The sequence below is a fragment of the Tabrizicola oligotrophica genome (assembly GCF_011008935.1).
Lineage (GTDB): Bacteria > Pseudomonadota > Alphaproteobacteria > Rhodobacterales > Rhodobacteraceae > Tabrizicola_A > Tabrizicola_A oligotrophica.
The window spans coordinates 147,266-172,002 of the sequence record NZ_JAAIVJ010000006.1 but is presented as its reverse complement, the minus strand read 5'-3'; the positions used below and the strand labels follow the sequence as shown (position 1 = coordinate 172,002).

The following is a 24,737-nucleotide window of genomic DNA, read 5'->3' as shown; positions in this document are numbered from 1 at the left end:
GAACCCGTGGCGGTTGACTTGAGACCGATATCCGCCAAAAAGACCCTATGCACATCAAGATCAAAGCCCTCTCCGTCCATCTCCTGACTGCCACCGGGGCGGTGCTGTCGATGTTTGCGATGCTCGCCGCGGTGGAGGGCAACTGGCAGACCATGTTCCTGTGGCTGGTGCTGGCGCTTTTTGTCGACGGCATCGACGGCCCGCTGGCGCGGCGCTACGACACGCCCAAGAACTTCCCGATCTATGACGGGGTGCTGATGGACCTGATCGTGGACTATCTGACCTATGTCTTCATCCCGGCCTATGCGCTGTTCAAGTCGGGCATGCTGACCGGCTGGACCGGCTGGCTGGCGATCATCGCAATCTGCTATGGCTCGGTCATCTACTTCGCCGACACCCGGATGAAGACCAAGGACAAGAGCTTTTCCGGCTTTCCGGCCTGCTGGAACATGGTGGTGCTGGTGCTGTTCGCCATCGCACCCTCGCAGAACGTCATTCTGGCGGTCGTGGTGCTGCTGACGGTCGGCATGTTCCTGCCGCTGAAATTCGTCCACCCCACCCGGACCATGCGCTGGCGCGATGTGACCTTGCCGGTGTCGATCGCCTGGGTGCTGTTCGCGGGCTGGGCCGCCTGGGTGAATTTTGCCGAGGGCACCTGGGCGCATTGGGGCCTTGTGGCGACTTCGCTTTATCTGGTGGTCGCGGGCATGGCGCAACAGATCGTTCCCGAACGCCCGCGCCGGATTTCCTGACGCCGTCCCGCTCGGTCGCCTGCGGCGTCTCATCGGCGCCTTAAAGCCGCGTCAGCATCACGCCCCCGACAATGACCAGCGCGGCCAGCGCCTTGCCCCTTGTCATCCGCTCGCCAAAGGCCAGCCAGCCGATCAGCACGGCAAAGAGGATCGAAGTTTCCCGCAAGGCCGCCACCACTGCGATCGGCGCGATGGTCATGGCCCAGACGCTGACCGCATAAGCGCCGTAGGACGCCGCGGCGGCGATCATCCCGATGCCCCAGGCCCGCCCCTGCCGCGGCAGCACATCGAACCCCTTCCAGGCCAGCATGCCGACGGCAAAGAACACCCCGTCCACCACAAAGACCCAGGCGATATAGGCCACCGCATCGCCCGCCACCCGCGCGCCCTGCCCGTCGATCAGCGTATAGCACGCCGTCGCACAGGCGGAGCCCAGGGCATAGGGGATCAGCCGGCGGTTCTCGCCGCTGGCAAAGACCCCCTGCGCCATCAGGAGAATCCCCGCCCCCAGCACCGCAATCCCGGCGAATTCCATGGGCGAGATGACATCGGGCAGGAAAAAGGGCGACGCCAGGCCGACCACCAACGGCGCCGAGCCGCGGGCGATGGGATAGACACGGCTCAGATCGCCGCGCTCATAGGCATAGGTCAGGAAGAGCTTGTAGAAGAAATGCGCACACCCCGCCCCCAGGACCCAGGGGGCGACCTGCCAGTCGAGAGGCGGCATGGCCAGCGCCACCGCCAGCCCGATGGGAACCTCGCCAATCGACAGGATCACCATCGCCCCCATGCGCGAGGCGCCGACCTTCAGCAGAGAATTCCACAAGGCATGCAGAAAAGCCGCGCCAAGGACGGCCATCATGACCCAAATGCTCAATTCCCGCCCCTGTGCGCTGCTGTCGTCAAACCGTTACAAACAGCGACCGTCCCTCGCAAGAACCTTCCCCCGGGCGGATCGCGTTTCTCCGTGGCGAAAACCCTCCGCCGGGGGTGCCCGCCGGTGTCGCATGGCCTTTCCCGTGCTGGCAATGCGGTCAAGGCGGCGGCGCGGCGGATCAGATCAACAGCCCGGCCGCGCCCTCGTGGCGCAGCAGCCAGACCTTGGTTTCCACCCCTCCCCGTGCGGAAAACCCGCCAAGCCCTTTGGCGCCAAGCACCCTGTGGCAGGGGATGATGATCGGCAAGGGGTTCGCACCACAGGCCTGGCCCACCGACTGCGCCGGGGCGCCGACCCTGGCGGCGATCTCGCCATAGGTCAGGGTCTCGCCAAAGGGGATCGCGGCCATGGCGCGGCGCACCTGTTCGTGCAGGCCCGTGCCCCAGTCAAGCGGCAGATCGAACTGCTGCAGGCGGCCCGCGAAATAGGCTGCAAGCTGGGCGGAGGCCTCGGCCAGAAGCGGAGTCGGCGCCGCCCCGGAAGGCGGCAACTCTGCCCAGGAAAGCCCGGTCAGCCTGTCCCCGGACTGCCAAAGCGTGAGACGTCCCAGCGCGGTGTCAATGCCAAGGCTTGCCTCGATCCTGCTCCTCTCAATCATGCTCCCGCCCCGCGGATGTTTGGCAGTTTCGTCGATTGCACGCCCAAGGGCGCAAAGGCCTCGCGCAACATCGCTGCCATGCCCTCGATCGCAGACGAGGTGCCGCGCGGGTTGCGCCGCAGGATCACGCGGGCATAATCGACGATGGGGAAGCCATCCTCGGCCGTCAACTCCCGGCAGCCCGTCGGGATGGTGGAGCGTGACAGCGGCGCCACCGCCATGCCGTTCTGCACCGCCACCCGGAACCCCCCCGCCATGTCGCACGACCAGGCCGGACGCCAATCGATGCGCTGGCGCGTCAGGCCGGCCTCTGCGAATTCCCGGCTCCAGGCGGATTTGAAATAGACCGCCACCGGCACCGGATGGCGCAGGTGCTGCTGATGCGCCACCGACGTCACCCAGACCGTCGGGTCAATGCACAGAACCTCGCCTTCCTGCACATAGTCCCAGTCGTAGATCACCGCGAGGTCGATCTCGTCGGCCTCCAGCGCCCGGATCTGGGCGCTGGAATGGTCGACCCGCACCGAAACCTGCACCCCTTCGTGACGCTCGTCAAAGGCCGCCAGCGCGCGCGGCAAAACTGTGCCGGAGTATTCATCCGGGATGCCAACCCGCACCGGTCCGACCAGCGGCTTTTCCCGCAGCGCAATCGCCGCCTGATCCAGCAGCGCCACCACCTTGCGGGCATAGGGCAAAAGCTGCTCTCCGCGCGGCGTCAGTTCCACCCCGCGCGCCTGCCGGGTGAACAGCGGCTGGCCAAGGCTTTCCTCCAGCCGCTTGATCTGCAGCGAAACCGCCGATTGCGTGCGATAAAGCCGCGCTGCCGCGACCGTGACCGAGCCGGCATCCGCCACGGCCAGAAAGCTGCGCATCAGATCGCTGTCGAGCGGGATCGACATATCGCACCCATGAGGATTTCATATGTCAGGGATGAAACCTATTCGTTTGTGAAATGTCAATGAACGGCGCATATGAATGGGACAAGCAAAGGAGTCCGCCATGTTCACCAATATCCTCACCCAGATCCAAACCCGCCGCTCGACCAAGTTCCTGCTTGATCGCTCGGACGACCGGTTGCTGGCGGATATCGGCCTGACGCGGGCCGATCTTGAAACCATGCATCTGGGTCTCGGCCCGCGCGAGGCCCGCCACAAGGTTTGGAGCTTCCCGGCCCTGCCGTTCCGTCTGCGTCTCCCTGCCTGAACGGGCAGTTCCTGCCGCGGGGGGCCTTCCCAGTGCCCCCCGCGGCTTTTTCCCGCCGTCGAGAAGCCAAAAGCGCGCCCGTCAAGGCGCGCTTTGTCGTTATTGTCTTGCTCCGCTGACCCTTGGAAACGGGCAGCCGCCCGCCGCCAGCGCCTCACCCCAGGGCGTCGTTGCAGCGCTTGCAGGTGTGGGCGTGCTTGTGGCTGCCGACATCGGGCAGGATCTGCCAGCAGCGCTGGCATTTCTCGCCCTCGGCGGTTTCGAACACCACGGCCACACCCGGCACTTCGGGCAGGCGGAAGGCCTCGGCCGGGGCCGGATCGCCGCTCAGGGAAATCGCGCTGGTGATGCAGAGATCGGCGAAGTTGACCGATTTCAGCGCCGCCAGCAGGGCCTTGTCCTCGACATGCACCACAGGCGCGGCCTCCAGGCTGGCGCCGATCACCTTGGCGGTGCGCTGCACCTCCAGGGCGCCCGTCACCACGCGGCGGGCGGCGCGGATGCCCTCCCATTTCGCGGCCAGCGCCTCGTCGCGCCAAATGCTTGGCGTATCGGGGAAATCTTCCAGATGCACCGAAGTGTCGTCGCCCGGATTGCGGCAGAGCCAGACCTCTTCCATCGTAAAGGCGAGGATCGGGGCCAGCCATTTGGTCAGGCGGTGGAACAGGATATCCAGCACCGTCCGCGCCGCCCGGCGGCGGAGGGACGCAGGCGCGTCGCAGTAAAGACTGTCTTTACGGATGTCGAAGTAGACTGCCGACAGATCGGTGGTCGCAAAGGTAAACAGCTTCTGGAACACGCCCTGGAAATCATACTTGGCATAGCCCTGGCGCACCTCTGCGTCCAGTTCGGCCAAGCGGTGCAGCACCCAACGCTCCAGCTCCGGCATGTCTTCCGGGGCGACCTTCTCCGCCGCATCAAAACCCGCAAGATTGCCCAGAAGGAAGCGCATGGTGTTGCGCAGCCGGCGATAGCTGTCGGCCACGCCTTTCAGGATTTCCTTCCCGATGCGCAGGTCCACCGTGTAATCCGACTGCGCCACCCAAAGCCGCAGGATGTCGGCGCCGTATTCGTCGATAACCTGTTGCGGCGCCACGGTATTTCCAAGGGACTTGGACATTTTCATGCCCTTCTCGTCCAGCGTGAACCCATGGGTCAGCACACCGCGATACGGGGCCCGCCCCTTGGTGCCGCAGGCCTGCAGCATCGAGGAATGGAACCAGCCGCGGTGCTGGTCGGTGCCTTCAAGGTAAAGGTCGGCCAGCCCGTCCTCGGTGCCGTCCGCGCGGTCGCGCAGCACGAAGGCGTGGGTCGAGCCAGAATCGAACCAGACGTCCAGCACGTCGAAGATCTGGCGGTAGGCCGCCGGGTCAACGATGCCTGCCAGCACCTTTTCCTTGAAGCCGGCCACATACCAGACGTCCGCCCCCTCGGCCTCGAACGCCGCCTTGATGCGGGCGTTCACTTCGGGGTTGCGCAGCAGGAAATCGGCATCGGTGGGTTTTGCACCCACCTTGGTAAAGCAGGTCAGCGGCACGCCCCAGGCGCGCTGGCGCGACAGCACCCAATCGGGCCGCGCCTCGATCATCGAATGCAGGCGGTTGCGCCCCGAGACCGGCGTGAACTCGACCAGCTGGTTGATCGAATGCAGCGCGCGGGCGCGGATGGTGTCGCCATAGGCGCCCTGACCGTCGTCGATCCTGGCGTCGATGGCGGCGAACCATTGCGGCGTGTTGCGGTAGATCACCGGCGCCTTGGAGCGCCAGCTATGCGGGTAGGAATGCTTGAGCTTGCCCTTGGCAAACAGCGCGCCCACCCCGGCCAGCGCCTTGATATTGCTGACATTCGCCGGGCCTTCCTTGCCATCTGGCAAGATGATGTGCTGGCCGCCGAACACGGGCAGATCGGCACGATAGCTGCCGTCGGCTTCGACGTTGTAGGTCATCGGCAGGCGGAACTTGACGCCCATCTGATAGTCGTCATCGCCATGGCTCGGCGCGGTGTGGACAAAGCCGGTGCCGGCGTCTTCGGTGACATGATCGCCCGGCAGCATGGGAACGTCATAATTCCACTCGCCGTTCTCGGCCAGACCGCGATAGGGATGGGCCAGCGTCAGCCCCTCCAGCTCTTGCGCCGATACCGCCCGAACCTTCTCGAAGGCCTCGACCTTGCCGGCCTTCATGACCTCGTCCGCCAGCCTGTCCGCCAGGATCACCGTCTCGCCCGGCGCACCGGCGGCAGCTTCGGACAGGGCGGTGACGCGGTAAAGCCCATAGGCGATGGCCGGGCCGAAGGATACTGCCCGGTTCTGCGGAATCGTCCAGGGCGTCGTGGTCCAGATCACCACACAGGAGTTTTCCAACTCACGCGCAAACTGGGTCTTGCCGCCGCTTACAACGGGCATTTCATCACCAACCCCGTTGATCCAATTCGGAAGGTTGGTTGCATGGGTTACCTTAAACCGCACCCAGACCATATGGCTGGTGTGGTCGTGATACTCCACCTCGGCCTCGGCCAGCGCGGTCTTTTCCACCGGCGACCACATCACGGGTTTCGAGCCCTGATACAGCGTGCCGTTCATCAGGAACTTCATGAACTCATCGGCAATCACCGCCTCGGCATGGTAATCCATGGTGAGATAGGGCTTTTCCCACTTGCCGGTGACGCCCAGCCGCTTGAACTCGGACCGCTGCACGTCGATCCAGCCCTCGGCGAACTTGCGGCATTCCTGCCGGAAGGCCACGACATCAACGTCGTCCTTGTTCAGGCCCTTGGCGCGGTACTGCTCCTCGATCTTCCACTCGATCGGCAACCCGTGGCAATCCCAGCCCGGCACATAGCGGGCGTCGCGGCCCATCATCTGCTGGCTGCGCACCACCATGTCCTTGAGGATCTTGTTCAGCGCATGGCCGATGTGCAGATGGCCGTTGGCATAGGGCGGGCCGTCATGCAGCGTGAAATCGCGGCGCTTCTGCCCATCCGGCCCGGTCTTGGCCCGCAGCCGGTCATAGACGCCGATCCGCTCCCAGCGGGCCAGCCAGTCCGGTTCGCGCTGGGGCAGGCCCGCGCGCATCGGGAACTCGGTTTCGGGCAGGAAGACGGTGGTGCGATAGTCGGCAGTCTGATCGTCGGTCTTGGGCGTGTCGGCGCACATCGGATGCGGTCCTTGAAAGCGGAGATTTCGGTCATGGGGGCGGGCAGATGCCGCCAGATTCCCGGCATCCGATCAGGACGCCGGGCCGATAATTCGGTGAAGGGGCACGGATATGCGGCTCATGGCCCGCCTTATAGGGTTGGGCGGGGCCAAGGTCAAAGGGGTGCGAAGGGGGGGGTGCGACGAAGGCACGCCTTGCGAGGCAGCCTGCGGGCGGGCAAGACTGGCGATCACCATGACCAACGCCCTGCCTCCGCGCTTTCCGATCACCGCCGCCGAGATCGACCTTGTGGTGGCCGAGTTCTATGCCGCCCTCCGCCACCACCCCGGCCTTGGCCCGGTGTTTTCGGTACATGTGACCGACTGGCCCGCACATGAGGCAAAGATCGCCCGGTTCTGGCGCAACGCGATCCTGATGGAGCGCAGCTATGACGGCAATCCCTTCGCCGTGCATCAGGCGGCGGGCAATGTGCGGGCGCAGATGTTCGATGTCTGGCTCGGGCTGTTCGATTCGGTGCTGAAGCGGCACCTGCGACCCGAAACGGCGCAAAGCTGGTCGGAACTGGCGCACCGGATCGGGCGTGGGTTGCGGATGGGGGTCGAGGAAACCGGCGTGCCGGGCCTGCGCTGAAGCCGGCTCTGCACAGGCGTTTCGCCGCTCCTCGCGCGTTCTGGTGACGAGGCGGGGGGCGTCAGGCCTTCTTCAGCCGGATCACCACATCGACCCGCGCAATTTCGGCCCCTTCGGGCGCAGCGGGCAGTTCGGCGATCTTCAGCTGCGCGGCGGGCGCATCGGTCAGCGCGCCGGTGTCTTCCCAGTAGAAATGCGGGTGGTCATCAAGCCGGGTGTCGAAATAGGACCGCGAGCCGTCCACCACCACCTCGTTCATCAGACCGGCGTCGCAGAAGGCGCGCAGCGTGTTGTAGACGGTGGCAAGGCTGACCTTGTCCGCCGTGCCCGCCGCGGCGGCATAAAGCCCCTCGGCCGTGACATGGCGATGTTCACCGTCGCCAACCAGCAGCGAGGCAAGCGCAATGCGCTGCCGCGTGGGCCGAAGCCCCCCGCGCGCCAGCCACTCCACCAGCCGCTGTTCCGTGTGCATGACGGTCAGATCGTTCATGGGGTCAGAAGTAACGCGATATCCTGAACATTTCAATTGTCTTTCCCGCGCGGCACAGGGCCGGCCACTGCCCCCCGCCCTTGCTTCCCTATCCGTGGGGGTGATACACGGGGGAAACAACAGCCTTTGGGGGGACAGCGGGCGCATGGGCCAGTATCCGACATCGTTCAGCAAGGAAGACCTTCTGAAATGCGCGCGCGGCGAGCTCTTTGGCCCCGGCAATGCGCAGCTGCCCGCGCCGCCGATGCTGATGATGGACCGCATCACCGAGATTTCCGAGGAGGGCGGCCTGCACGGCAAGGGTCATGTGGTCGCCGAATTCGACATCACGCCCGACCTGTGGTTCTTCGACTGCCACTTTCCCGGCAACCCGATCATGCCGGGCTGCCTTGGCCTTGACGGGCTTTGGCAACTCACCGGCTTCAACCTGGGCTGGCGCGGCTGGCAAGGGCGCGGCTATGCGCTGGGTGTGGGCGAGGTCAAACTGACCGGCATGGTGCGGCCCGACCGCAAGATGCTGACCTACAAGGTCGACTTCACCAAGGCCATTCAGACCCGCCGGTTGACCATGGGCGTCGCCAACGGCATCGTCGAGGCTGACGGCGAGGTCATCTATCAAGTCACCGACATGAAGGTTGCCCTTTCGGCAAACTGAGGAAAGGAAAGCGCCCATGCGTCGCGTCGTTATCACCGGGATCGGGATCGTTTCGTCCATCGGCAACAATGCCGCCGAGGTTGAGGCCAGCCTGCGGGCCGGCAAATCCGGCATCGTCTTTGCCCCTGATTATGCCGAACACGGGTTCCGCTGCCGGGTGCATGGCCAGCCCAACATCGTGCTGGAAGACCACATCGACAAGCGCGACCTGCGCTTCATGGGCGACGGGGCGGCCTATACCTTCATCGCCATGGATCAGGCGGTAAAGGACTCCGGGCTCTCGGACAGCGACATCTCCAACGACCGCACCGGGATCATCGTCGGCTCGGGTGGGCCGTCGACCAAATCCTTCTTCAAGGCACATAACATCGTGCGCGAAACCGGTGCGCCCAAGCGGATCGGCCCCTTTGGCGTGACCAAGGGCATGTCCTCGACGGTGTCGGCCTGCCTTGCTACGCCGTTCAAGATCCGCGGCGTGAACTATTCGATCACCTCGGCCTGCTCCACCTCGGCGCATTGCATCGGCAATGGCACCGAGCTCATTCAGATGGGCAAGCAGGACATCGTCTTTGCCGGCGGCGGTGAGGAACTGGACTGGACGCTGTCGTGCCTCTTTGACGCCATGGGCGCGATGTCGTCCAAGTATAACGACGCCCCCGAAACCGCCAGCCGCACCTATGACGCCACGCGCGACGGGTTCGTGATTGCTGGTGGCGGCGGGGTCGTGGTGCTGGAGGAGCTGAATCACGCCCTCGCCCGCGGCGCCAAGATTTACGGCGAAGTCACCGGCTATGGTGCCACTTCGGATGGCTATGACATGGTGGCCCCCTCGGGCGAAGGCGGCGAGCGGGCGATGCGGCTGGCGCTGTCTACCCTGCCGCAGGGCCGCAAGATCGACTATATCAACAGCCACGGCACCTCGACCATGGTCGGCGACGTGACCGAGGTCGAGGCGATCCGCCGCGTCTTCGGTCGGGGCAAGACCCCGCCCATCGCGTCGACCAAATCGCTGACCGGCCATTGCCTCGGCGGCGCAGGCGTGTGGGAGGCGATCTATTCGCTCATCATGATGAACAAGGGCTTCATCGCCGCTTCGGCCAACGTCACCACGCTGGACCCTGCGCTCGACCCGTCGGAGATCGTGACCACGCTGCGCGAGGGGGTGGAGATCGACTCGGTCCTGTCCAACAGCTTTGGCTTTGGCGGCACCAACGCGACCTTGGTGATGAGCAAATATCTGGGATAACCGCCCGATTTTTGATAGAAATTCGCTTTGCGGAGAATATTATGGCCGATCTGATGAAGGGCAAGCGCGGGCTTGTCATGGGCGTGGCGAATGAGCGTTCCATCGCCTGGGGCATTGCCAGGGCCTTGGCCGACGAAGGCGCGGAACTGGCGTTCTCCTATCAGGGCGAGGCCTTCGGCAAGCGGGTGGAACCGCTGGCCGCCAGCGTCGGCAGCGACTTTCTGGTCGATGTCGACGTGACCAACGATGACAGCCTCGAGGCCTGTTTCGGCGCGCTGAAATCGCGCTGGGGCAAGATGGATTTCCTGATCCATGCCATCGCCTATTCCGACAAGAACGAGCTGACCGGCCGGTTCATCAACACCAGCCGCGGCAATTTCAGCAACTCGCTGGCGATTTCCTGCTTTTCCTTCATCGACGTCAGCCGCCGCGCGGCAGAGCTGATGCCGGACGGCGGCAGCCTGATTACCCTGACCTATGGCGGCTCGAACCGGGTGACGCCGAATTACAACGTCATGGGGGTCGCGAAGGCGGCGCTGGAAAGCGCCACGCGCTATCTGGCCAATGATCTTGGCCCGCAACAGGTGCGGGTGAACGCCATCTCGCCCGGCCCGATGAAAACCCTTGCCGGCGCGGCCATCGGTGGCGCCCGCGCCACCTTCCGCCACACCGAAGCCAACGCACCGATGCGCCAGAACGCCTCGTTGGAGGCGATTGGCGGCACCGCGGTCTGGCTCTGCAGCGACTATGGCGCCTGCACCACCGGAGAGGTGGTGCATGTCGACTGCGGCTTCCACGTCCTCGGCATGCCGCAGCAGGAGAATCTGTAACCCGACATGCTGTCGCTGCTTGCCGCGCTGGGTCTCTGTCTTGCCACCTGGAAGACCCTGCAGGGTGGCTGGCGCGGGCGCTCGGGTCTGCAGATCGCGGGGCTTGATCTCAACACGGTTGCAATGGCTGCCGTGGCAGTTGGCGCGGCGGTGTATTTCTGGGGCCTGCCCTACGGCATCGCCTTTGTCATCGCCGTGGCGGTTCACGAATTCGGCCATGTCGCGGCCTTCCGGGTCTGCGGCCACGCCGATGCCCGGTTCCGGCTGATCCCGCTGATGGGCGGTGTAACGATTTCAAACACCGCCCCCGCCAGCGCCGAGAAGGCAGTCTTCATCACCCTGATGGGGCCGGCGATCAACCTTGGCCCGATGGTGCTGTGCCTTGCGCTGGCCGAAATGCTGATGGCCTCGCAAAGCCTGGCGGTGTTCCAGATCGGCGGCTTTCTCTACGTTCAGGCTTTGGTCCTTGCGGCGCTGAACTTCTTCAACCTCTTGCCGCTCTGGCCGCTGGACGGCGGCAAGCTGACGCAACGGCTGGCCTACAGCTTTGCCCCCGACGTAACACGGCAGGTTTCCATCGCCATGACGGTGCTCGCCGCGGCACTTTGCCTTGCGACCCGGTCCTGGTTTCTCTTGTTCTTCGTTCTGATGGGCTGGCCGGGGCTGGCCCAATCGGAAACCCTGCTGCGCGCGCAGCGCCCCTTGTCCAGAAAGCGCAGCCTTCTGGCGCTTGCCGCCTATCTGGCCACTGCCGCGGCGTTCTTTGCCGGCGGGCATCCGCTGCTGCTGGGGTTCTTCTGAGAGAGTGGAGCGGGTGACGGGAATCGAACCCGTGTCTCTAGCTTGGAAGGCTAGGGTCTTACCATTACACAACACCCGCGCTGGGGGGTAGATAACACCGCCGGCGGGCAGGCTCAAGCGGGAGCAGGCAAAAACCCGCCCCCGCTTTGGCCGTTACTGGCCCAGCTTGCGGATCCGGCCTTCGACCGCCGGCTTCACCGTGCCCAGCTTCTCGACATAGGCCATCACGTCATTGGCCACGAGCTGTCCGCCCCCCGTGCCGGTGATGATCTTGCCACCGCCAAGGCTGGAATAACCGTCGCCGCCGCCCAGAATGTAGTCGTTGACCGCAACCGTATAGGTCTTGCCCGCATCTAGCGGTGCATCGCCCACCATGACCTCTGACACCCGGCTGCCGGGCTCGGCCGCCGCGTCAAAGGCAAAGCTCAGGCCCGAGACCTGCGCGAAACGGCCGGCGCCCTTTTCCACCTGGCTCACCGCGTTTTCCAGCGCCGCCAGCACCTGCGAGCCCGGCAATTCGGTCACCACCGTCACATTGCCAAAGGGCAGTTCCGTCAGGATGTCGCGCCGCGTCAGCCTGGCGCCCGCATCATAGGTCCGGTCGCCGCGAATGCCGCCGCCGTTCATGAGCGCAATGTCGGCCCCGGTCGCCGCGCGCATCGCATCGGCAATCAAGTTGCCCATGGTCGCCTCCTCGGCGCGCACCACGTTGCGCCGGCTGTCGATGGCGGTCTCGGAGGTGCCGATCTCGACGTTGAGCTTGGCATCCATGTCGGCGGTGAAGGTGTCGGCGAGCGTCTGGGATTCCGGGTCGGGCGTCACGGTTGCGGTGTCGATAAAACGAAACGCCGGCGTCCATTTGATCGTGCGCTTGCCGTCCTTGTCGCCGATCTCGACCGTCAGGTCGATCGGCGTCAGCAGCTGGGCATCGACGCTGGTCTCGACATAGGCCGTGACGCCATCATAGGCCGTGGCATAGGTGTGATCGTCGCCCGACAGGATCACGTCGAAGGCATGGCTTTTCATCAGCGCCCGGTCGTTTTCCATATTGGTCTGCACGACACCCACCACGATATCGGCCCCGCCCTCGCGCGCCGCCTTCGCCGCCTCGACCGCCGTATCGACCGTCGGCAGGAATTTCAGATCGCCCGTCGAGGACACTTCGGGCGAGGTATCCTGTGCCACCGGCACAAGCGCCACCTTCAGCCCGCCCACCTCTTTCACCGTCACCCCGCCAAGGCCCTCGATGGCAGACCCATCGGCCTTGGTGATGTTGATCGCCGCCCAGGGGTATTTCGACGCCTTCATCTTGTCGGCAAAGTTCTCGGGGCCGAAGTCGAATTCGTGATTGCCCGGCACGGCAAGGTCGAAGGGCACCAGATTGGTGAAATCAATGGTGTTCTGCCCCATGTCGAAGCCGGAAATCAGCGAGGGTGACAGCATGTCGCCGTTGAACAGGTAAAGCGTGTTGGGGTTGGCCGCGCGCTCGGCCCTGGCCACTGCATTCAGCCGCGGAAAGCCACCGCGCCCGTCTTCCTCGGCATAGCTGTAGACATCGCCCACGCCCAGCAGCGTCAGCTTCACCGTCTCGGCCATGGCAGGCAGCGCGGTCAGCGCGACAAGGCTGGTGGCCCCAAGGATCGGCCGCAGGGGTCTGAAAGAAATGGACATGGCGAACTCCCGAAGGTTGTGGCTGTTACAATGCCGGTACTTTGCGACCCGTCCCCCGAGTCTGTCAAAGCCGCATTTGACCTTCTGATAAAGCCCGGAACACGACAGGCGGATGACAGCCAAGCTTGACCAAAGGGGCCGCTTTCGGCATGGAAGGCCGATGCTGATCTACAAGATCCTCCGCCGCCCCGAATGGGATGCCTTCCGCGCCGCCGGCGAAACCGCCGGTGCGCCGGTCGATCTGGCCGATGGCTTCGTGCATTTCTCCACCGCGACGCAGGTGGCGGAAACCGCCGCCAAATGGTTTGCCAGCGAAAGCGATCTGGTGCTGGTGGCGTTCGATGCCGACCGCCTGGGCGACGCCCTGAAATGGGAGCCCTCGCGCGGCGGCGCACTGTTTCCGCATCTCTACCGCAAGCTCGCGCTGTCCGAAGTGGTCTGGGACAAGTCCCTGCCGCTTGGGGCGGCCGGCCACATCTTTCCCGAGGGCGTGATTTGACCCCGATCGAAACTCTGGGCCTCGCCCTTCTGCACCGCGTCGATCCCGAACGCGCCCATGGCCTGTCGCTTCTGGCGCTGCGGTCGGGCCTCGCGCCCTTGCCCGGCCCGGTCACCTCGCTCCGGCTGGCGACCACGCTGGCCGGACTGTCGCTGCCGAACCCGGTCGGTCTGGCCGCGGGCTATGACAAGAACGCCAGCGCGCTTGCGGCGCTGGTGCGCGCGGGCTTCGGTTTTGTCGAGGTCGGCGCGGCCACCCCCTTGCCGCAACCCGGCAACCCCAAGCCGCGGCTCTTTCGCCTGACCGAGGACCGCGCGGCGATCAACCGCTTCGGCTTCAACAACGCGGGGGCCGATGCCATCGCCGCCCGCCTTGCCGCCCATCCGCGCGGCGCGGTGCCGGTGGGCCTGAACCTTGGCGCCAACAAGACCAGCGCCGACCGCGCCGCCGATTTCGCCCGCGTGCTGGCCACCTGTGGCCCGCATGTCGATTTCGCCACCGTGAACGTCTCGTCGCCGAACACCGAGAAGCTGCGCGACCTGCAGGGCGCCGCCGCGCTTTCGGCGCTGCTGGCCGGTGTGATGGAAACTCGCGAGGGCCTCGCCCGCCGCATCCCGGTGTTCCTGAAGATCGCCCCCGACCTGAACTCCGACGAACTGGCGCAGCTGGCCGAGGTCGCCCTGGCCTCGGGCGTCGATGCCGTGATCGCCACCAACACCACGCTCTCGCGCGAAGGTCTGAAATCTGCACATGCGGGCGAAACTGGCGGGCTTTCCGGCGCGCCCCTGTTCGAAAAGTCCACCCGCGTTCTGGCGCAGCTATCCAGACTGACCGAGGGCCGGCTGCCGCTGATCGGCGTCGGCGGCATTTCCAATGCCGATGAGGCCTATGCCAAGATCCGCGCCGGCGCCTCTGCCGTGCAGCTTTACACCGCGCTCGTCTATCAGGGCCTGTCGCTCGTCGCCGAAGTGGCGCGCGGGCTGGAGGCGCTTCTGGCGCGCGATGGCCATGCCACCATCGCCGCGGCGACCGGGACCAACCGCGGCGTCTGGCTCTGATCCGGCCTTCAATGTGGCCGAAATATCCTCCGGGGGTGAGGCCGCAGGCCGAGGGGGGCAGACGCCCCCCTTTCCCCGGCGGGCGAAGGGCGCTACATCGGCAAAACCAATCAGGGGAGATCAGCCATGGCCGAGGACGGTTTGAACAGCTTCATGACGGGGCCGGATGAGGCGGGCCGCTTTGGCATTTTCGGCGGGCGCTTCGTGTCGGAAACCCTGATGCCGCTGATCCTCGATCTGGAAGAACGGTACAACCACGCCAAGACCGACCCGACCTTCTGGGCCGAGATGGACGATCTGTGGAAGCATTACGTCGGCCGGCCCTCGCCCTTGTATTTCGCCCCGCGCCTGACGGCGCATCTGGGCGGCGCCAAGGTCTACATGAAGCGCGACGAGCTGAACCATACCGGCGCGCACAAGGTGAACAACGTCCTTGGCCAGATCATCCTGGCCCGTCGCATGGGCAAGACCCGGATCATCGCCGAAACCGGCGCCGGCCAGCACGGGGTGGCGACCGCAACGGTCTGCGCCAAGTTCGGGCTGAAATGCGTGGTCTACATGGGCGCGCATGATGTCGAACGGCAGGCCCCGAACGTATTCCGCATGAAGCTCTTGGGCGCCGAGGTCATTCCGGTGACTTCCGGCCGCGGCACGCTGAAGGACGCGATGAACGACGCGCTGCGCGACTGGGTGACCAACGTGCGCGACACCTTCTATTGCATCGGCACGGTGGCTGGCCCGCACCCCTATCCGGCCATGGTGCGCGATTTCCAGTCGATCATCGGCAAGGAGGTGCGCTGGCAACTGGCCGAGCAGGAGGGCGAAGGCCGTCTGCCCGACACTCTGGTGGCTGCCATTGGTGGCGGCTCGAACGCCATGGGGCTGTTCTATCCCTTCCTCAATGACCCTTCGGTCAACATCATCGGGGTCGAGGCCGGCGGCAAGGGTGTGGATGACCGGATGCAGCATTGCGCCTCGCTCACCGGCGGCCGGCCGGGCGTGCTGCATGGCAACCGCACCTACCTGCTGCAAGATCCCGATGGCCAGATTCTGGAGGGCTTCTCGATCTCGGCCGGCCTCGACTATCCCGGCATCGGGCCGGAACATTCCTGGTTGCATGATGTGGGCCGGGCGAAATACGTCTCGATCACCGATGCCGAGGCGCTGGAAGCGTTCCAGCTTTGCTGCCAGCTGGAAGGCATCATCCCGGCGCTGGAGCCGAGCCATGCGCTCGCCCATGTGATGAAGATCGCCCCCACCCTGCCGAAAGACCACATCATCGTGATGAACATGTGCGGGCGCGGCGACAAGGACATCTTCACCGTCGCCAAACATCTCGGCGTGACGATGAAGGTCTGACGTCACAAGCCCTTGATTTTGCGCATAAACCTTTGTTTATGCGCGCCCATCCGCTCCACAAACTGCCAGCGCAAACCTTTTGCGAATGGTAGCATGCTCCTGTCTCGGGCCTCGTGAAGCTCCGGGCGAATCGTTTCGTCCGCATCTGACGTTTGGACAAGCACGAGTAGGAGATCTGATCGTGGCAAGTGATTTTCTGGTAAGGCGTCTGCTCCGGCAGGCCGGGGTTTCGGTTCTCGCAGGTCTGCTGTTGTCCACGGCCGCGAGCGCCGGGGGCTTCACCGAACCTGTGGGCGAACCGGACCCGGTTTCGATTGATGTCGAAGCAGGCGAGCCCGAGGTTTCCATCGACCCGGTCGATCCGATTGACAGCGAAGCCGACGAAACGGGGGCAGAGCCGGACGACGGCGGCTATGTGGATGGCGGTGAAGAGGATTATACCGACGGCGACGAAGGCGATTACGTCGACGAGGGTTCCGACGGCGAGGAGTACTGGGACGGCGACGAAAGCGACGACCCTGCCGAGGATGGCACCTATGAAGATGGCACCTATGAAGATGGGGACGGCACTGTCGAAGAGGGTTTCGAAGACGACCCGGACGGCGAAGTCACCGATCCCGAATGCGCGGAGTGCAGCGGCGTTCCGGAAATCTCCATTGACCCGATCGAAATGACCGGCGAGCCCCTGGAGCATGTGGCCGATGTCGAGGTCACCTATACCGCCGGGCCGGTGCGCGGCACCGAGCCGAACCAGCGCGGCGAGGTGGCAGGCAGCGCGGGCGACCCTGAGGTCGGCCGCGACGGCGGAACCTACTGGACGAAGCGCCAGCTGACGAACTGACAACAGCCCCGGCCCGGACGACCGGGCCGGGGTTTCCTGCCGACGCCGGGCCTTTTGCGGCTTGACCCCTTGTGCCTGCAAGGCCACTTTGCCCCTTGCACGCCGGAGAACCCAGATGAAACGTCCCCATGCTCCGACCCTTGCGCTGCTGCTGGCGCTGGCCGGGCCTGCTCTGGCGCAAAGCGACGCGACGCTGACCCCGACCGATGAGATCCTGAGTACGCTGTTGTCGCGGGGTTACACGATCCTTGAGGACGAACGCACCTGGCTGGGACGCCAGCGCATTCTGGCCGAGAAGGATGGCACGCTGCGCGAGGTGGTGTTCATTCCCGGCACGGGCGAGATCTTGCGGGACTACTCGGTGCGCAAGGTCATGTCCGACGACAGCCGGTTTGCCGGCACCGGCAATTCCGGTACGACCGGGATCGCCGCGTCCGGCGGCGCCATTGGCGTGACCGGCAGCGCGGATGCCGCCCCCGGCCTGAGCCTGACCGACACGCTCGGCACGGGCCGGGCGCTCGATGGCGCCGTAGTCGGTGCGGGCAGTTCTCCGTGACGCGGGCGTCTTTGGGCCGCGACAATGGGTACGGGACGGCGGCCAATTGACGAGACTTGCCGCATTCGCCCTGCTCTTGGTGCTTCAGGCCGCCTGTGCGCTGGTGTTCATGGGCGACATCCTGCTTTCGGCCTTCGGCATCTACCCGGCGCCGCTGTCTTGGGGCATGCGCGAATTGCTGGAAATCGGGGCGGGGCTTGGCCTGTTGCTGGGGCTCGTCCTCGGCACGCTGCTGGTCCTGCGCGCGGTGCGCGACCTGAAGCGGGCCGAAGCCCGGCTGGAGCGCGCTTCGGCAGCCTTCGTCGATCTGCTGAACGCCCGGTTTGACCAATGGGGGCTTACGGCAGCTGAACGCGATGTCGCGCTTTTTGCGATCAAGGGGCTGTCGGTGCAGGAAATGGCCCGGCTGCGCGAAACCTCCGAAGGCACCATCAAGGCGCAAACCGCGGCGATCTATCGCAAGGCCAATGTCACGGGCCGTCCGCAGCTCCTCTCGCTCTTCATCGAGGACCTGATGGGCACCGACCGCAGCAATCCGGCCGAGATCGAATCATCTGCCTGACGGGCAGACCCGGAAGCCCGGCAACCGCTGCCTCAAGGCCGCCACATTGCTGCCAGGGTTCCGACCAGAAGGGCGAAATTTTCCGACCATGGTCCTAAACTCAGGGTTATGCGCGTCTTCCCGGGGGTCTAAGCCCCCCTGTTTAAACTCAGCGCCGATTTCCTCCTGATCAGCGGGATGGCTTCCTGTGGCTGTCGACGCTGCCCCGAGGAAGGCTGGTCCGCCCAGACCTTCACGGGACAGCCTCACAGCAATGACTTGGCGCAGAACGCGCGGAACCCGCCAGCAATGGCTTGAACAGGAGACTGATGATGAAGCGTATTTTCCTCATTGCCACGATGTTTGCCCTTCCCTCCACCGCGGCGCTCGCCGCGATTGACACCGACGCGCTGATCGCGCAGTTCCAGTCCGAGGGCTACACCAGCATCGAAGTGAAGCAGGGCCCGACCGAAACCAAGATCGAGGCCGTCCGTGAAGGCGCCAAGGTCGAAGTGGTTTATGACAATACCACCGGCTTCGTTCTTGAAACCGAATTCGGCACCCCGGATGAGGACGAAGACATCCAGCCGGGCGTCTCCATCCGGGAAGTCGACGAAGATTTCGTCGGCAACGACGACAGCGACGATGAAGATGAAGACGAGGCCAGCGACGATGACGATGGCGACGACGACAGCAGCGATGACGACGGCGACGATGACAGCGGCGACGACGATGGCGACGATGACAGCGGCGATGACGACGGCGACGATGACAGCGACGGCGATGACAGCGGCGATGACGACGGCGGCGATGACGACGGCGACGACAACGACGGTGACGACAGCGGCGACGACAACGATGGCGATGACAGCGGCGACGACAACGGCGGCGATGACAGCGGCGACGACAACGATGGCGATGACAGCGGCGACGACAACGACGGTGACGACAGCGGCGACGACAACGGCGGTGACAACGGCGGCGATGACAACGATGGCGACGACGACTGATCCCACAAGGGGAAGAGTCCGAAACGTTGAATTCTGGTCGGCCCGGTCTTGCCGGGCCGGCCTTTCTTGAGGATGATGCAGGTCAGATATGACACATGCCCAGCCAAAATTTCGCCGGTCCTTCCTGCTGGCAGTCGCCACCGCAGCCTTGCTTGCGGCCTCCCCGGCGCATGCCGATTTTGTCGATGACGTGCGCGAGCAGTTGCAGCAACAGGGCTATCAGCAGATCTCGGTCAGCTCGACCCTGCTTGGTCGCAGCAAGATCGTTGCCTACGGCAAGAAGGGGATGCGTGAAATCATCATGAACCCCCGGACAGGGGAGATCCTTCGCGACCAGTGGACCTCGGCAGAGGGAGCGATCTTGCCGTCGATCGTTGGCGACGACGATGAGGACGACGACAGCGACGATGACGACGGTGATGACGACAGCGGCGATGACGACAGCGGCGATGACGACGGCGGAGACGACAATTCCGGCAGCGACAGCGACGACGGCGGTGATGACAATTCGGGCAGCGACGGCGACTCAGGCGGCGAAGATGGGGGAGAAGATGACTGACCCCGAATTTCGCCGGCAGGTGATCCGGTGATGCACAGGCAATGGGTCTTGTTGGTCATCTTGTTCGTGCAAGTGGTGTCCGCCGTGTTCTTCGTGGCCGATATCGCCTCGTCCTATGTCGGGCTGTGGTCGGCGCCGCTGCCTTGGGAGGTGCGGGAATATCTTGAACTTTCGGCAGCCTTCGGCCTTGCCCTGGGTGTCGGCTTTGGCATCTGGGCGCTGCGGCGCACATTGCAGGAACGCAATCTGGCCCAGGAACGCCTGCGCCGTGCCTCGGGCGCCTTCATGAACCTCATGGAAGAGCGTTTCGCCGAATGGAGCCTGACACCCGCCGAAAAGGACGTGGCGCTTTTTGCGATCAAGGGTCTGGCGACGCCGGAAATCGCGGCCCTGCGCGCCACTTCGGAAGGCACGGTCAAGGCTCAGACCAACGCCATCTATCGCAAGGCCGGCGTGACCGGGCGGTCGCAACTGCTGTCGCTTTTCATCGAAGACCTGATGCGCGACGCAGGCACGTTGCGCCCGGTCGAGACCGATCAGTCGGCGGCATAAAGCCGAAGCACTTCAAGCGGAACGATCTCCAGCGTCGTGCGGTGCGTGGCGGCAAGATGCACCTGCGGTGCGGCGCCCTCGTCATGCGCCTGCAGGAAGCGCCCGGCGCACAGGCACCAACGGTCGCCCGGCTTCAACCCCGCAAAGCCGAATTCGGGTCGCGGGGTCGACAGGTCATTGCCGAGATACTTCGACAGGGCGAGGAATTCTGCCGTCATCACCGCGCAAACCGTGTGCTGGCCGCGGTCCTCGGGCCCGGTGTCGCAACAGCCATTGCGGTAAAACCCGGTCACAGGAGCCGTGGAACAGGGCGCCAAGGCCCCCCCCAACACATTGATCGAAGCGTCGCGCATCCTGGCCTCCGGTCCGGGGCAGGAATTCCCGACTGGCCCTGCCCTGTCATCCAACCTAAGGTGCCAATCCAGAACGGCAAGCACAAGGGTGCAGGGCATGGACGGCATCATCCTGTTGGCAGCGTTGGCCGTCCTCGCGGTTCCGGTGGCGATCGTTCTGTTGTTCGTCCGGGTGGCGAGGCTGAACAGCCAGTTGAGGGATCTGGAAGCCAGGCTCGCGTCGCAAGACGCCGCCGCGCCCGTGACAGTGCAACCGCCAGAGTCCTTGGGCATTGTCGCGCCCCCCGAAGCTCCACCCGCCACCGCAGAGCGGGTTGCCAGCGGGCTTCCAGCGCCAAGCCCCTGGGAGCGTGCCAAGCCCGCGCCAGCCAAACCGCTGGCACCCCCGCCCCCGCTTGCCGCCACGACTGACCAGAACCGCCCGCTGGTCGTCCGCGCCGACCGTCTTGCCACTCTGGCGCGCTGGTTGCGCGACAATTGGGTCTATGCAGTCTCGGCGGTCTCTCTGGGGCTCGCCGGAATCTTCTTCGTGCAATACGGCGTGGAGCGCGGGTTGCTGCCACCAGCCGCCCGGGTGCTGGGGGCGCTGGTCTTTGGCGCGGGGCTGGTCGGCGCGGGTGAATGGCTGCGTCGTCGGCACGGCGATGAAGGCGCCGGTCCGACAGCCATGTTGCCCTCGGTGTTTTCCGGGGCCGGGATCGTCACGCTGTTCGCGGCTGTTCTGGCGGCGCGGCAGCTTTACGGGCTGATCGGACCGCAGATGGCCTTTGCCGGGCATCTGGCCACCGCCGCCCTTGCCGTGGCGATCGGCTGGTTCTCGGGGCCTCTCCTTGTGGCGGTGGGCCTGATCGGCGCCTTCGCCTCCCCTTTCATCGTCGGCGGATCGACCGAGAACCTGGACTGGCTCTATGGCTATTTCGCGCTGCTGTCCGCGGTTGGCCTTGGGGTCGATGCGGTACGCCGCTGGGCCTGGGTGTCGGTGCTGGCCCTGCTGCTGGGCTATGGCGGCGGCTTCCTGATACAGCTTGACGCGGGCAGCGATGCGGGTTGGGCCGTGCAGCTGGTGGCGCTGGTGGTGCTGAGCCTGACCTTGCCCGAGCTGCGGATCATCCCGGCGCAGTCCGCGCCCGCCGCGCTGCCGGCGCTTCTGACGCGCGGCAAACTCGGCTGGCCGGTCTTTCCGGTGCGGCTGGCGCTTGGGGCGACGCTGGCGGCCTGTGTCGGCCTGTGGTGCCTGTCAACCGGACCTGCCGAGACGGCCATGCTGGCCATGGCGGCGCTGACCGCGCTGGCGCTGGCCTTCCTGCTCTGGGCCGACAAGGCCGAGGGCCTGGCCGACATGGCGTTCTGGCCCACCGCGACGCTGCTGGTCAGCCTCGTGACGCTCGGGCAGGCGCGGGCCGCGCTTTGGCACGACCATGCGGCACAGGCCCTTGCCCTGCGCGGCCCCGAAACGGCGCCGTCGCTGGTGGCCTCGATCCTGCTCGCCATGGCGGCGCTGGTCAGCCTTGCCGCCGCCTGGCGCGCGCTTCGGCCCGGCCCCTGGGGCGTGCCTTTTGCACTTGCCGCCGCGCTGGCGGCGCCCCTCGCCGCAGTCGCGCTGGAAATCTGGTGGCAACCGGCGCTGGTGCTGGGGCCCTATGGTTGGGCCCTGCACGTCATCGCGCTGGCCGCGGGGATGGTGGGCTTCGCGCTGCGACTGGCCAGGACCGACGCCCCCGAGATGCGCCGCACGGCCCATGCCACGCTGTCGGCGCTGGCGCTGATTGCGCTGGCCCTGTTCATCCTGACGACGAAAACCGCCCTCACCCTGGCCCTGGCGGTGCTGGTGGTGGTCGCGGCAGCGCTTGACCGCCGCTTCCGCCTGCCCGAGATGAGCCTGTTCCTGCAGGCCGGCGCGGCGGTTCTGGGCTATCGCCTGCTGGTCGATCCCGGACTTGACTGGGCGCTGGCGGCACCACTCGTGCAGGTGCTGCTGGCCTTCGGCGGCGCCATTGCCGCCATGCTTGCCGCCTTGTGGCTGCAGCGCGGAATGGAGCGCCCCATGGCCCGCGCGGTGGCCGAAAGCGCCGCCGCCGGGCTGGCGGCCATTCTGGCCAACGTGCTTGTCACCCGCTGGCTGGACGCCCTGCCCGAGCCGGTCAGTACCGCCAGCTACGCCCCGCAAACTCCGGCGATGGCGACCCATTGGGGACTGACGCTGAATGCGCTGTCTTGGCTGGTCTTTGCCCTGATGCAGCTTTGGCGTGCCCGCTTGCCCGGCCCGCTGCAAAAGCTGCGGCTTGTGCTGGCGATCCTTGGCGGCCTGCTCGCGGCCCTTGGGCTGACCCTTGCCGCCACGCTCGGCAATCCCCTGTTCAGCTGGAGCGCCGAGGATGCCGGCTCGCTGGTCAAGGGGCCGCTCGTCCTCGACACGCTGGCGCTGGCCTATGCCGTGCCGGGGGGGCTGCTTCTGGCCGTCGCCTGGAGGCTGCCGGGCGTCGGTCGGCGGCTGCGGCTGGGTCTGGTCGTCGCTGGCGCGGCCTTCACCGCGCTTTACACCGGGCTGGAGATCCGCCGGTTCTGGCAGGGCGACTGGCTGGGCGCCCCGACTGTCCCGCAGGAAGAGCTGTATTCCTACACGCTGGCGCTGATGCTGCTGGGGGCGGGGCTTCTGTATCAGGCCATCGCCCGGCGATCCGACGGTCTGCGCCGTCTTGCCATGGCAGTAATCGGGGTGACGGTGGCCAAGGTGTTCCTGATCGACGCCGCCGGCCTGACCGGGCTGACGCGGGTTGTCAGCTTTGCCGGCCTTGGCCTGTCTCTGGCCGGCCTTGCCTGGCTCAACCGCTGGGTCGGACGGCGGCCGTAGGGTGGGCAATCTGCCCGCCTCGCGCTTTTCCTTGACAAAGACCGGCAAAACCCCCATCTGCGCCCCAGCCCTACCACCCCGTCCCGCGTGAGGACCAGGGGGTGCCGGGCCAGGTTCCCCCTTCACGCAAGGTAACCCTGCCGCCACGGCCAACCGCAATCGCGGGGGGCGAGTGGGGGTTGCCTTTTGATGACTGGACGATCCATGACCACTTTTGCCGAACTCGGCCTTTCCCCCTCGATCCTGAAGGCGCTGGAAAAGACCAACCTGAAAACGCCGACGCCGATTCAGGCGCAGGCCATCCCGCATATCATGAAAGGGGCCGACCTGATGGGTCTGGCCCAGACCGGCACCGGCAAGACCGCGGCCTTCGGCCTGCCGCTTCTGCACCGCATCCTTGACCTTGGCCATCCGCCGGGGCCGAAACACGTCCGCGCCCTGATCCTTGCGCCGACGCGCGAACTCATCATCCAGATCAAGGACAACCTTGAGGTCTTCACCAAGGGCACCGCCGTCAAGGTGACGATGGTCGTGGGTGGCGCCTCGGTCTTGAAACAGGCGCAGGCGCTGTCGCGCGGCACCGATGTTCTGGTCGCCACCCCCGGCCGGCTGATCGACCATCTGGAACAGGGCAACGTCAGCCTTGAGAAATGCGGCTATCTGGTGCTGGACGAGGCCGATCACATGCTGGACATGGGGTTCATCCATTCGCTGCGCAAGATCGCCAAGCACATCCCGCAGCGCCGCCAGACGCTCCTGTTCTCGGCCACCATGCCGAAGGACATCGAGGAAATCGCCGACACCTACCTGCGCAATCCCGTGCGCGTGCAGGTCTCGCCCCCCGGCAAACCGGCCGAAAAGATCGCGCAGGGTGTGCATTACATCCCGATGGGCGACAAGGCCAAGCTGCTGGAGGACTACCTGAAGAAGCATCCGACCGAACAGGCGCTGGTCTTTGGCCGCACCAAGCACGGCTCGGAAAAGCTGATGAAGCTCTTGGTAAGCTGGGGCTTCAAGGCCGGCTCGATCCACGGCAACAAGAGCCAGAACCAGCGCGAGCGCACGCTGGCCGAGTTCAAATCGGGTGAGCTCGACATTCTGGTGGCCACCGATGTTGCCGCGCGCGGCATCGACATTCCGACGGTGCGCCATGTCTACAATTACGACATGCCGAACGTGCCGGAAAACTATGTCCACCGCATCGGCCGCACGGCGCGCGCCGGGGCCGAGGGCACGGCGGTGGCCTTCTGCTCTCCGGCAGAGATGGACGAGTTGAAGGCGGTTGAAAAACTGTTGAAAAAGCCGATCCCGGTTCTGGGCGGCGCGCCTTGGGCCGCCGACATCGTGGCCGCCGCGCCGAAACCGGGCCAGAACCGCGGTCAGAACCGCGGCCAGCGTCCCGGCGGCCAGAAGAAGGGCAGCCAGCCGCCGGCCGCGAAACCGGCCCACGCCCGCCCCGCGCCCAAACCGGGCGCCCGTCTGCAAGGCGCGCGGCCGCAGGCCGGCAAGCCCGGTGGCGGCGGTCAGGCGCCGCGCCGCGATGGCGCACGGCCGAAACCGCGCCAGGCCTGACGAAACGGAAAGGGCGGG

25 protein-coding genes and 1 tRNA gene are annotated in these 24,737 nt (G+C 65.6%); 18 read left to right on the top strand and 8 right to left on the bottom strand.

What is annotated here, in order from left to right; translation table 11 throughout:
* The first annotated feature begins 47 nt into the window (after positions 1-47).
* The gene (locus G4Z14_RS11845) at positions 48-752 is read left to right on the top strand and encodes a CDP-alcohol phosphatidyltransferase family protein (protein ID WP_164625948.1); all 705 of its coding nucleotides are present in this window, start codon (positions 48-50) and stop codon (positions 750-752) included.
* Positions 753-792: 40 nt separating this feature from the next.
* On the opposite strand, the gene G4Z14_RS11840 is transcribed toward G4Z14_RS11845, so the two are convergent.
* The 3 genes from G4Z14_RS11840 to G4Z14_RS11830 form a co-directional block, all read right to left on the bottom strand.
* Positions 793-1,629 (bottom strand): DMT family transporter, encoded by an 837-nt coding sequence (locus G4Z14_RS11840; protein WP_164625946.1) that lies wholly within the window; start codon positions 1,627-1,629, stop codon positions 793-795.
* A gap of 178 nt (positions 1,630-1,807) precedes the next feature.
* Positions 1,808-2,287, bottom strand: a complete 480-nt coding sequence (locus G4Z14_RS11835) for a methylated-DNA--[protein]-cysteine S-methyltransferase (RefSeq protein ID WP_164625944.1) — start codon at positions 2,285-2,287, stop codon at positions 1,808-1,810.
* Complete coding sequence (locus G4Z14_RS11830) at positions 2,284-3,186, bottom strand: LysR family transcriptional regulator (protein ID WP_164625942.1); 903 nt, start codon at positions 3,184-3,186, stop codon at positions 2,284-2,286. The genes G4Z14_RS11835 and G4Z14_RS11830 overlap by 4 nt, the downstream gene beginning before the upstream one ends.
* 100 nt (positions 3,187-3,286) lie before the next feature.
* Between G4Z14_RS11830 and G4Z14_RS11825 the strand changes: the two genes are divergently transcribed.
* Complete coding sequence (locus G4Z14_RS11825) at positions 3,287-3,490, top strand: DUF1127 domain-containing protein (protein WP_164625940.1); 204 nt, start codon at positions 3,287-3,289, stop codon at positions 3,488-3,490.
* Positions 3,491-3,644: 154 nt separating this feature from the next.
* Here the strand turns inward: G4Z14_RS11825 and ileS are convergent, their stop codons facing one another.
* Entirely contained in the window at positions 3,645-6,644 is a 3,000-nt protein-coding gene (ileS, locus tag G4Z14_RS11820) for an isoleucine--tRNA ligase (protein WP_164625938.1), read from the bottom strand.
* Positions 6,645-6,879: 235 nt separating this feature from the next.
* Between ileS and G4Z14_RS11815 the strand changes: the two genes are divergently transcribed.
* Complete coding sequence (locus G4Z14_RS11815; protein WP_164625936.1) at positions 6,880-7,275, top strand: group III truncated hemoglobin; 396 nt, start codon at positions 6,880-6,882, stop codon at positions 7,273-7,275.
* A gap of 61 nt (positions 7,276-7,336) precedes the next feature.
* Here G4Z14_RS11815 and irrA read toward each other — a convergent pair whose 3' ends face one another.
* Positions 7,337-7,765, bottom strand: a complete 429-nt coding sequence (gene irrA / locus G4Z14_RS11810; protein WP_321573031.1) for an iron response transcriptional regulator IrrA — start codon at positions 7,763-7,765, stop codon at positions 7,337-7,339.
* A gap of 145 nt (positions 7,766-7,910) precedes the next feature.
* Between irrA and fabA the strand changes: the two genes are divergently transcribed.
* The 4 genes from fabA to G4Z14_RS11790 are packed head-to-tail and all read left to right on the top strand — an operon-like array spanning position 7,911 to position 11,297.
* Complete coding sequence (gene fabA / locus G4Z14_RS11805) at positions 7,911-8,420, top strand: bifunctional 3-hydroxydecanoyl-ACP dehydratase/trans-2-decenoyl-ACP isomerase (RefSeq protein WP_164625934.1); 510 nt, start codon at positions 7,911-7,913, stop codon at positions 8,418-8,420.
* 16 nt (positions 8,421-8,436) lie between these two features.
* Positions 8,437-9,666, top strand: coding sequence for a beta-ketoacyl-ACP synthase I (fabB, locus tag G4Z14_RS11800; RefSeq protein ID WP_164625932.1), 1,230 nt, complete (start codon positions 8,437-8,439; stop codon positions 9,664-9,666).
* Positions 9,667-9,707: 41 nt separating this feature from the next.
* A complete protein-coding gene (locus tag G4Z14_RS11795) occupies positions 9,708-10,496 on the top strand; it encodes an enoyl-ACP reductase FabI (protein ID WP_164625929.1) in 789 nt (262 codons plus the stop codon).
* Between the two features lie 6 nt (positions 10,497-10,502).
* On the top strand, positions 10,503-11,297 hold the full coding sequence (locus G4Z14_RS11790) for a metalloprotease (RefSeq protein ID WP_164625927.1): 795 nt from the start codon (positions 10,503-10,505) through the stop codon (positions 11,295-11,297).
* 5 nt (positions 11,298-11,302) lie between these two features.
* Here the strand turns inward: G4Z14_RS11790 and G4Z14_RS11785 are convergent.
* Positions 11,303-11,376 (bottom strand) — tRNA-Gly (locus G4Z14_RS11785).
* A 74-nt stretch (positions 11,377-11,450) separates the two neighbouring features.
* Positions 11,451-12,968 (bottom strand): bifunctional metallophosphatase/5'-nucleotidase, encoded by a 1,518-nt coding sequence (locus G4Z14_RS11780; protein WP_164625925.1) that lies wholly within the window; start codon positions 12,966-12,968, stop codon positions 11,451-11,453.
* A gap of 160 nt (positions 12,969-13,128) precedes the next feature.
* Between G4Z14_RS11780 and G4Z14_RS11775 the strand changes: the two genes are divergently transcribed.
* The 9 genes from G4Z14_RS11775 to G4Z14_RS11735 all read left to right on the top strand — a co-directional run bounded on the left by G4Z14_RS11775 (position 13,129) and on the right by G4Z14_RS11735 (position 19,943).
* Positions 13,129-13,467, top strand: a complete 339-nt coding sequence (locus tag G4Z14_RS11775; protein ID WP_164625924.1) for a DUF952 domain-containing protein — start codon at positions 13,129-13,131, stop codon at positions 13,465-13,467.
* On the top strand, positions 13,464-14,525 hold the full coding sequence (locus tag G4Z14_RS11770; RefSeq protein WP_164625923.1) for a quinone-dependent dihydroorotate dehydrogenase: 1,062 nt from the start codon (positions 13,464-13,466) through the stop codon (positions 14,523-14,525). Before G4Z14_RS11775 ends, G4Z14_RS11770 begins: the two co-directional genes overlap by 4 nt.
* Positions 14,526-14,651: 126 nt before the next feature.
* Positions 14,652-15,884 (top strand): tryptophan synthase subunit beta, encoded by a 1,233-nt coding sequence (gene trpB, locus G4Z14_RS11765; RefSeq protein ID WP_164625922.1) that lies wholly within the window; start codon positions 14,652-14,654, stop codon positions 15,882-15,884.
* 181 nt (positions 15,885-16,065) lie between these two features.
* Entirely contained in the window at positions 16,066-16,725 is a 660-nt protein-coding gene (locus G4Z14_RS11760) for a hypothetical protein (protein WP_164625921.1), read from the top strand.
* A 115-nt stretch (positions 16,726-16,840) separates the two neighbouring features.
* Positions 16,841-17,281, top strand: a complete 441-nt coding sequence (locus tag G4Z14_RS11755; protein ID WP_164625920.1) for a hypothetical protein — start codon at positions 16,841-16,843, stop codon at positions 17,279-17,281.
* A gap of 46 nt (positions 17,282-17,327) precedes the next feature.
* Positions 17,328-17,843, top strand: a complete 516-nt coding sequence (locus tag G4Z14_RS11750) for a helix-turn-helix transcriptional regulator (protein ID WP_227751688.1) — start codon at positions 17,328-17,330, stop codon at positions 17,841-17,843.
* A 311-nt stretch (positions 17,844-18,154) separates the two neighbouring features.
* The gene (locus tag G4Z14_RS11745) at positions 18,155-18,832 is read left to right on the top strand and encodes a PepSY domain-containing protein (protein WP_227751687.1); all 678 of its coding nucleotides are present in this window, start codon (positions 18,155-18,157) and stop codon (positions 18,830-18,832) included.
* Between the two features lie 88 nt (positions 18,833-18,920).
* On the top strand, positions 18,921-19,391 hold the full coding sequence (locus G4Z14_RS18895) for a hypothetical protein (RefSeq protein WP_227751686.1): 471 nt from the start codon (positions 18,921-18,923) through the stop codon (positions 19,389-19,391).
* 66 nt (positions 19,392-19,457) lie between these two features.
* Complete coding sequence (locus tag G4Z14_RS11735) at positions 19,458-19,943, top strand: helix-turn-helix transcriptional regulator (RefSeq protein ID WP_321573030.1); 486 nt, start codon at positions 19,458-19,460, stop codon at positions 19,941-19,943.
* On the opposite strand, the gene G4Z14_RS11730 is transcribed toward G4Z14_RS11735, so the two are convergent.
* On the bottom strand, positions 19,928-20,296 hold the full coding sequence (locus tag G4Z14_RS11730; protein WP_164625918.1) for a DUF2237 family protein: 369 nt from the start codon (positions 20,294-20,296) through the stop codon (positions 19,928-19,930). The genes G4Z14_RS11735 and G4Z14_RS11730 overlap by 16 nt on opposite strands.
* 97 nt (positions 20,297-20,393) lie before the next feature.
* On the opposite strand from G4Z14_RS11730, the gene G4Z14_RS11725 reads away from it, so the two are divergent.
* Positions 20,394-23,147, top strand: coding sequence for a DUF2339 domain-containing protein (locus G4Z14_RS11725; protein ID WP_164625916.1), 2,754 nt, complete (start codon positions 20,394-20,396; stop codon positions 23,145-23,147).
* A 204-nt stretch (positions 23,148-23,351) separates the two neighbouring features.
* Positions 23,352-24,719 carry a DEAD/DEAH box helicase gene (locus G4Z14_RS11720; protein WP_164625914.1) on the top strand — a complete coding sequence of 456 codons (1,368 nt, stop codon included), beginning with the start codon at positions 23,352-23,354 and terminating at the stop codon, positions 24,717-24,719.
* Positions 24,720-24,737: the final 18 nt, after the last annotated feature.

Coding starts and splice junctions, on each gene's coding strand:
- G4Z14_RS11845 (WP_164625948.1), top strand. CDS start 48: ATGCACATCAAGATCAAAGCCCTCTCCGTCCATCTCCTGACTGCCACC.
- G4Z14_RS11835 (WP_164625944.1), bottom strand. CDS start 2,287: ATGATTGAGAGGAGCAGGATCGAGGCAAGCCTTGGCATTGACACCGCG.
- G4Z14_RS11830 (WP_164625942.1), bottom strand. CDS start 3,186: ATGTCGATCCCGCTCGACAGCGATCTGATGCGCAGCTTTCTGGCCGTG.
- G4Z14_RS11825 (WP_164625940.1), top strand. CDS start 3,287: ATGTTCACCAATATCCTCACCCAGATCCAAACCCGCCGCTCGACCAAG.
- ileS (WP_164625938.1), bottom strand. CDS start 6,644: ATGTGCGCCGACACGCCCAAGACCGACGATCAGACTGCCGACTATCGC.
- G4Z14_RS11815 (WP_164625936.1), top strand. CDS start 6,880: ATGACCAACGCCCTGCCTCCGCGCTTTCCGATCACCGCCGCCGAGATC.
- irrA (WP_321573031.1), bottom strand. CDS start 7,765: ATGAACGATCTGACCGTCATGCACACGGAACAGCGGCTGGTGGAGTGG.
- fabA (WP_164625934.1), top strand. CDS start 7,911: ATGGGCCAGTATCCGACATCGTTCAGCAAGGAAGACCTTCTGAAATGC.
- fabB (WP_164625932.1), top strand. CDS start 8,437: ATGCGTCGCGTCGTTATCACCGGGATCGGGATCGTTTCGTCCATCGGC.
- G4Z14_RS11795 (WP_164625929.1), top strand. CDS start 9,708: ATGGCCGATCTGATGAAGGGCAAGCGCGGGCTTGTCATGGGCGTGGCG.
- G4Z14_RS11790 (WP_164625927.1), top strand. CDS start 10,503: ATGCTGTCGCTGCTTGCCGCGCTGGGTCTCTGTCTTGCCACCTGGAAG.
- G4Z14_RS11780 (WP_164625925.1), bottom strand. CDS start 12,968: ATGTCCATTTCTTTCAGACCCCTGCGGCCGATCCTTGGGGCCACCAGC.
- G4Z14_RS11775 (WP_164625924.1), top strand. CDS start 13,129: ATGCTGATCTACAAGATCCTCCGCCGCCCCGAATGGGATGCCTTCCGC.
- trpB (WP_164625922.1), top strand. CDS start 14,652: ATGGCCGAGGACGGTTTGAACAGCTTCATGACGGGGCCGGATGAGGCG.
- G4Z14_RS11755 (WP_164625920.1), top strand. CDS start 16,841: ATGAAACGTCCCCATGCTCCGACCCTTGCGCTGCTGCTGGCGCTGGCC.
- G4Z14_RS11745 (WP_227751687.1), top strand. CDS start 18,155: ATGAAGCGTATTTTCCTCATTGCCACGATGTTTGCCCTTCCCTCCACC.
- G4Z14_RS18895 (WP_227751686.1), top strand. CDS start 18,921: ATGACACATGCCCAGCCAAAATTTCGCCGGTCCTTCCTGCTGGCAGTC.
- G4Z14_RS11730 (WP_164625918.1), bottom strand. CDS start 20,296: ATGCGCGACGCTTCGATCAATGTGTTGGGGGGGGCCTTGGCGCCCTGT.
- G4Z14_RS11725 (WP_164625916.1), top strand. CDS start 20,394: ATGGACGGCATCATCCTGTTGGCAGCGTTGGCCGTCCTCGCGGTTCCG.
- G4Z14_RS11720 (WP_164625914.1), top strand. CDS start 23,352: ATGACCACTTTTGCCGAACTCGGCCTTTCCCCCTCGATCCTGAAGGCG.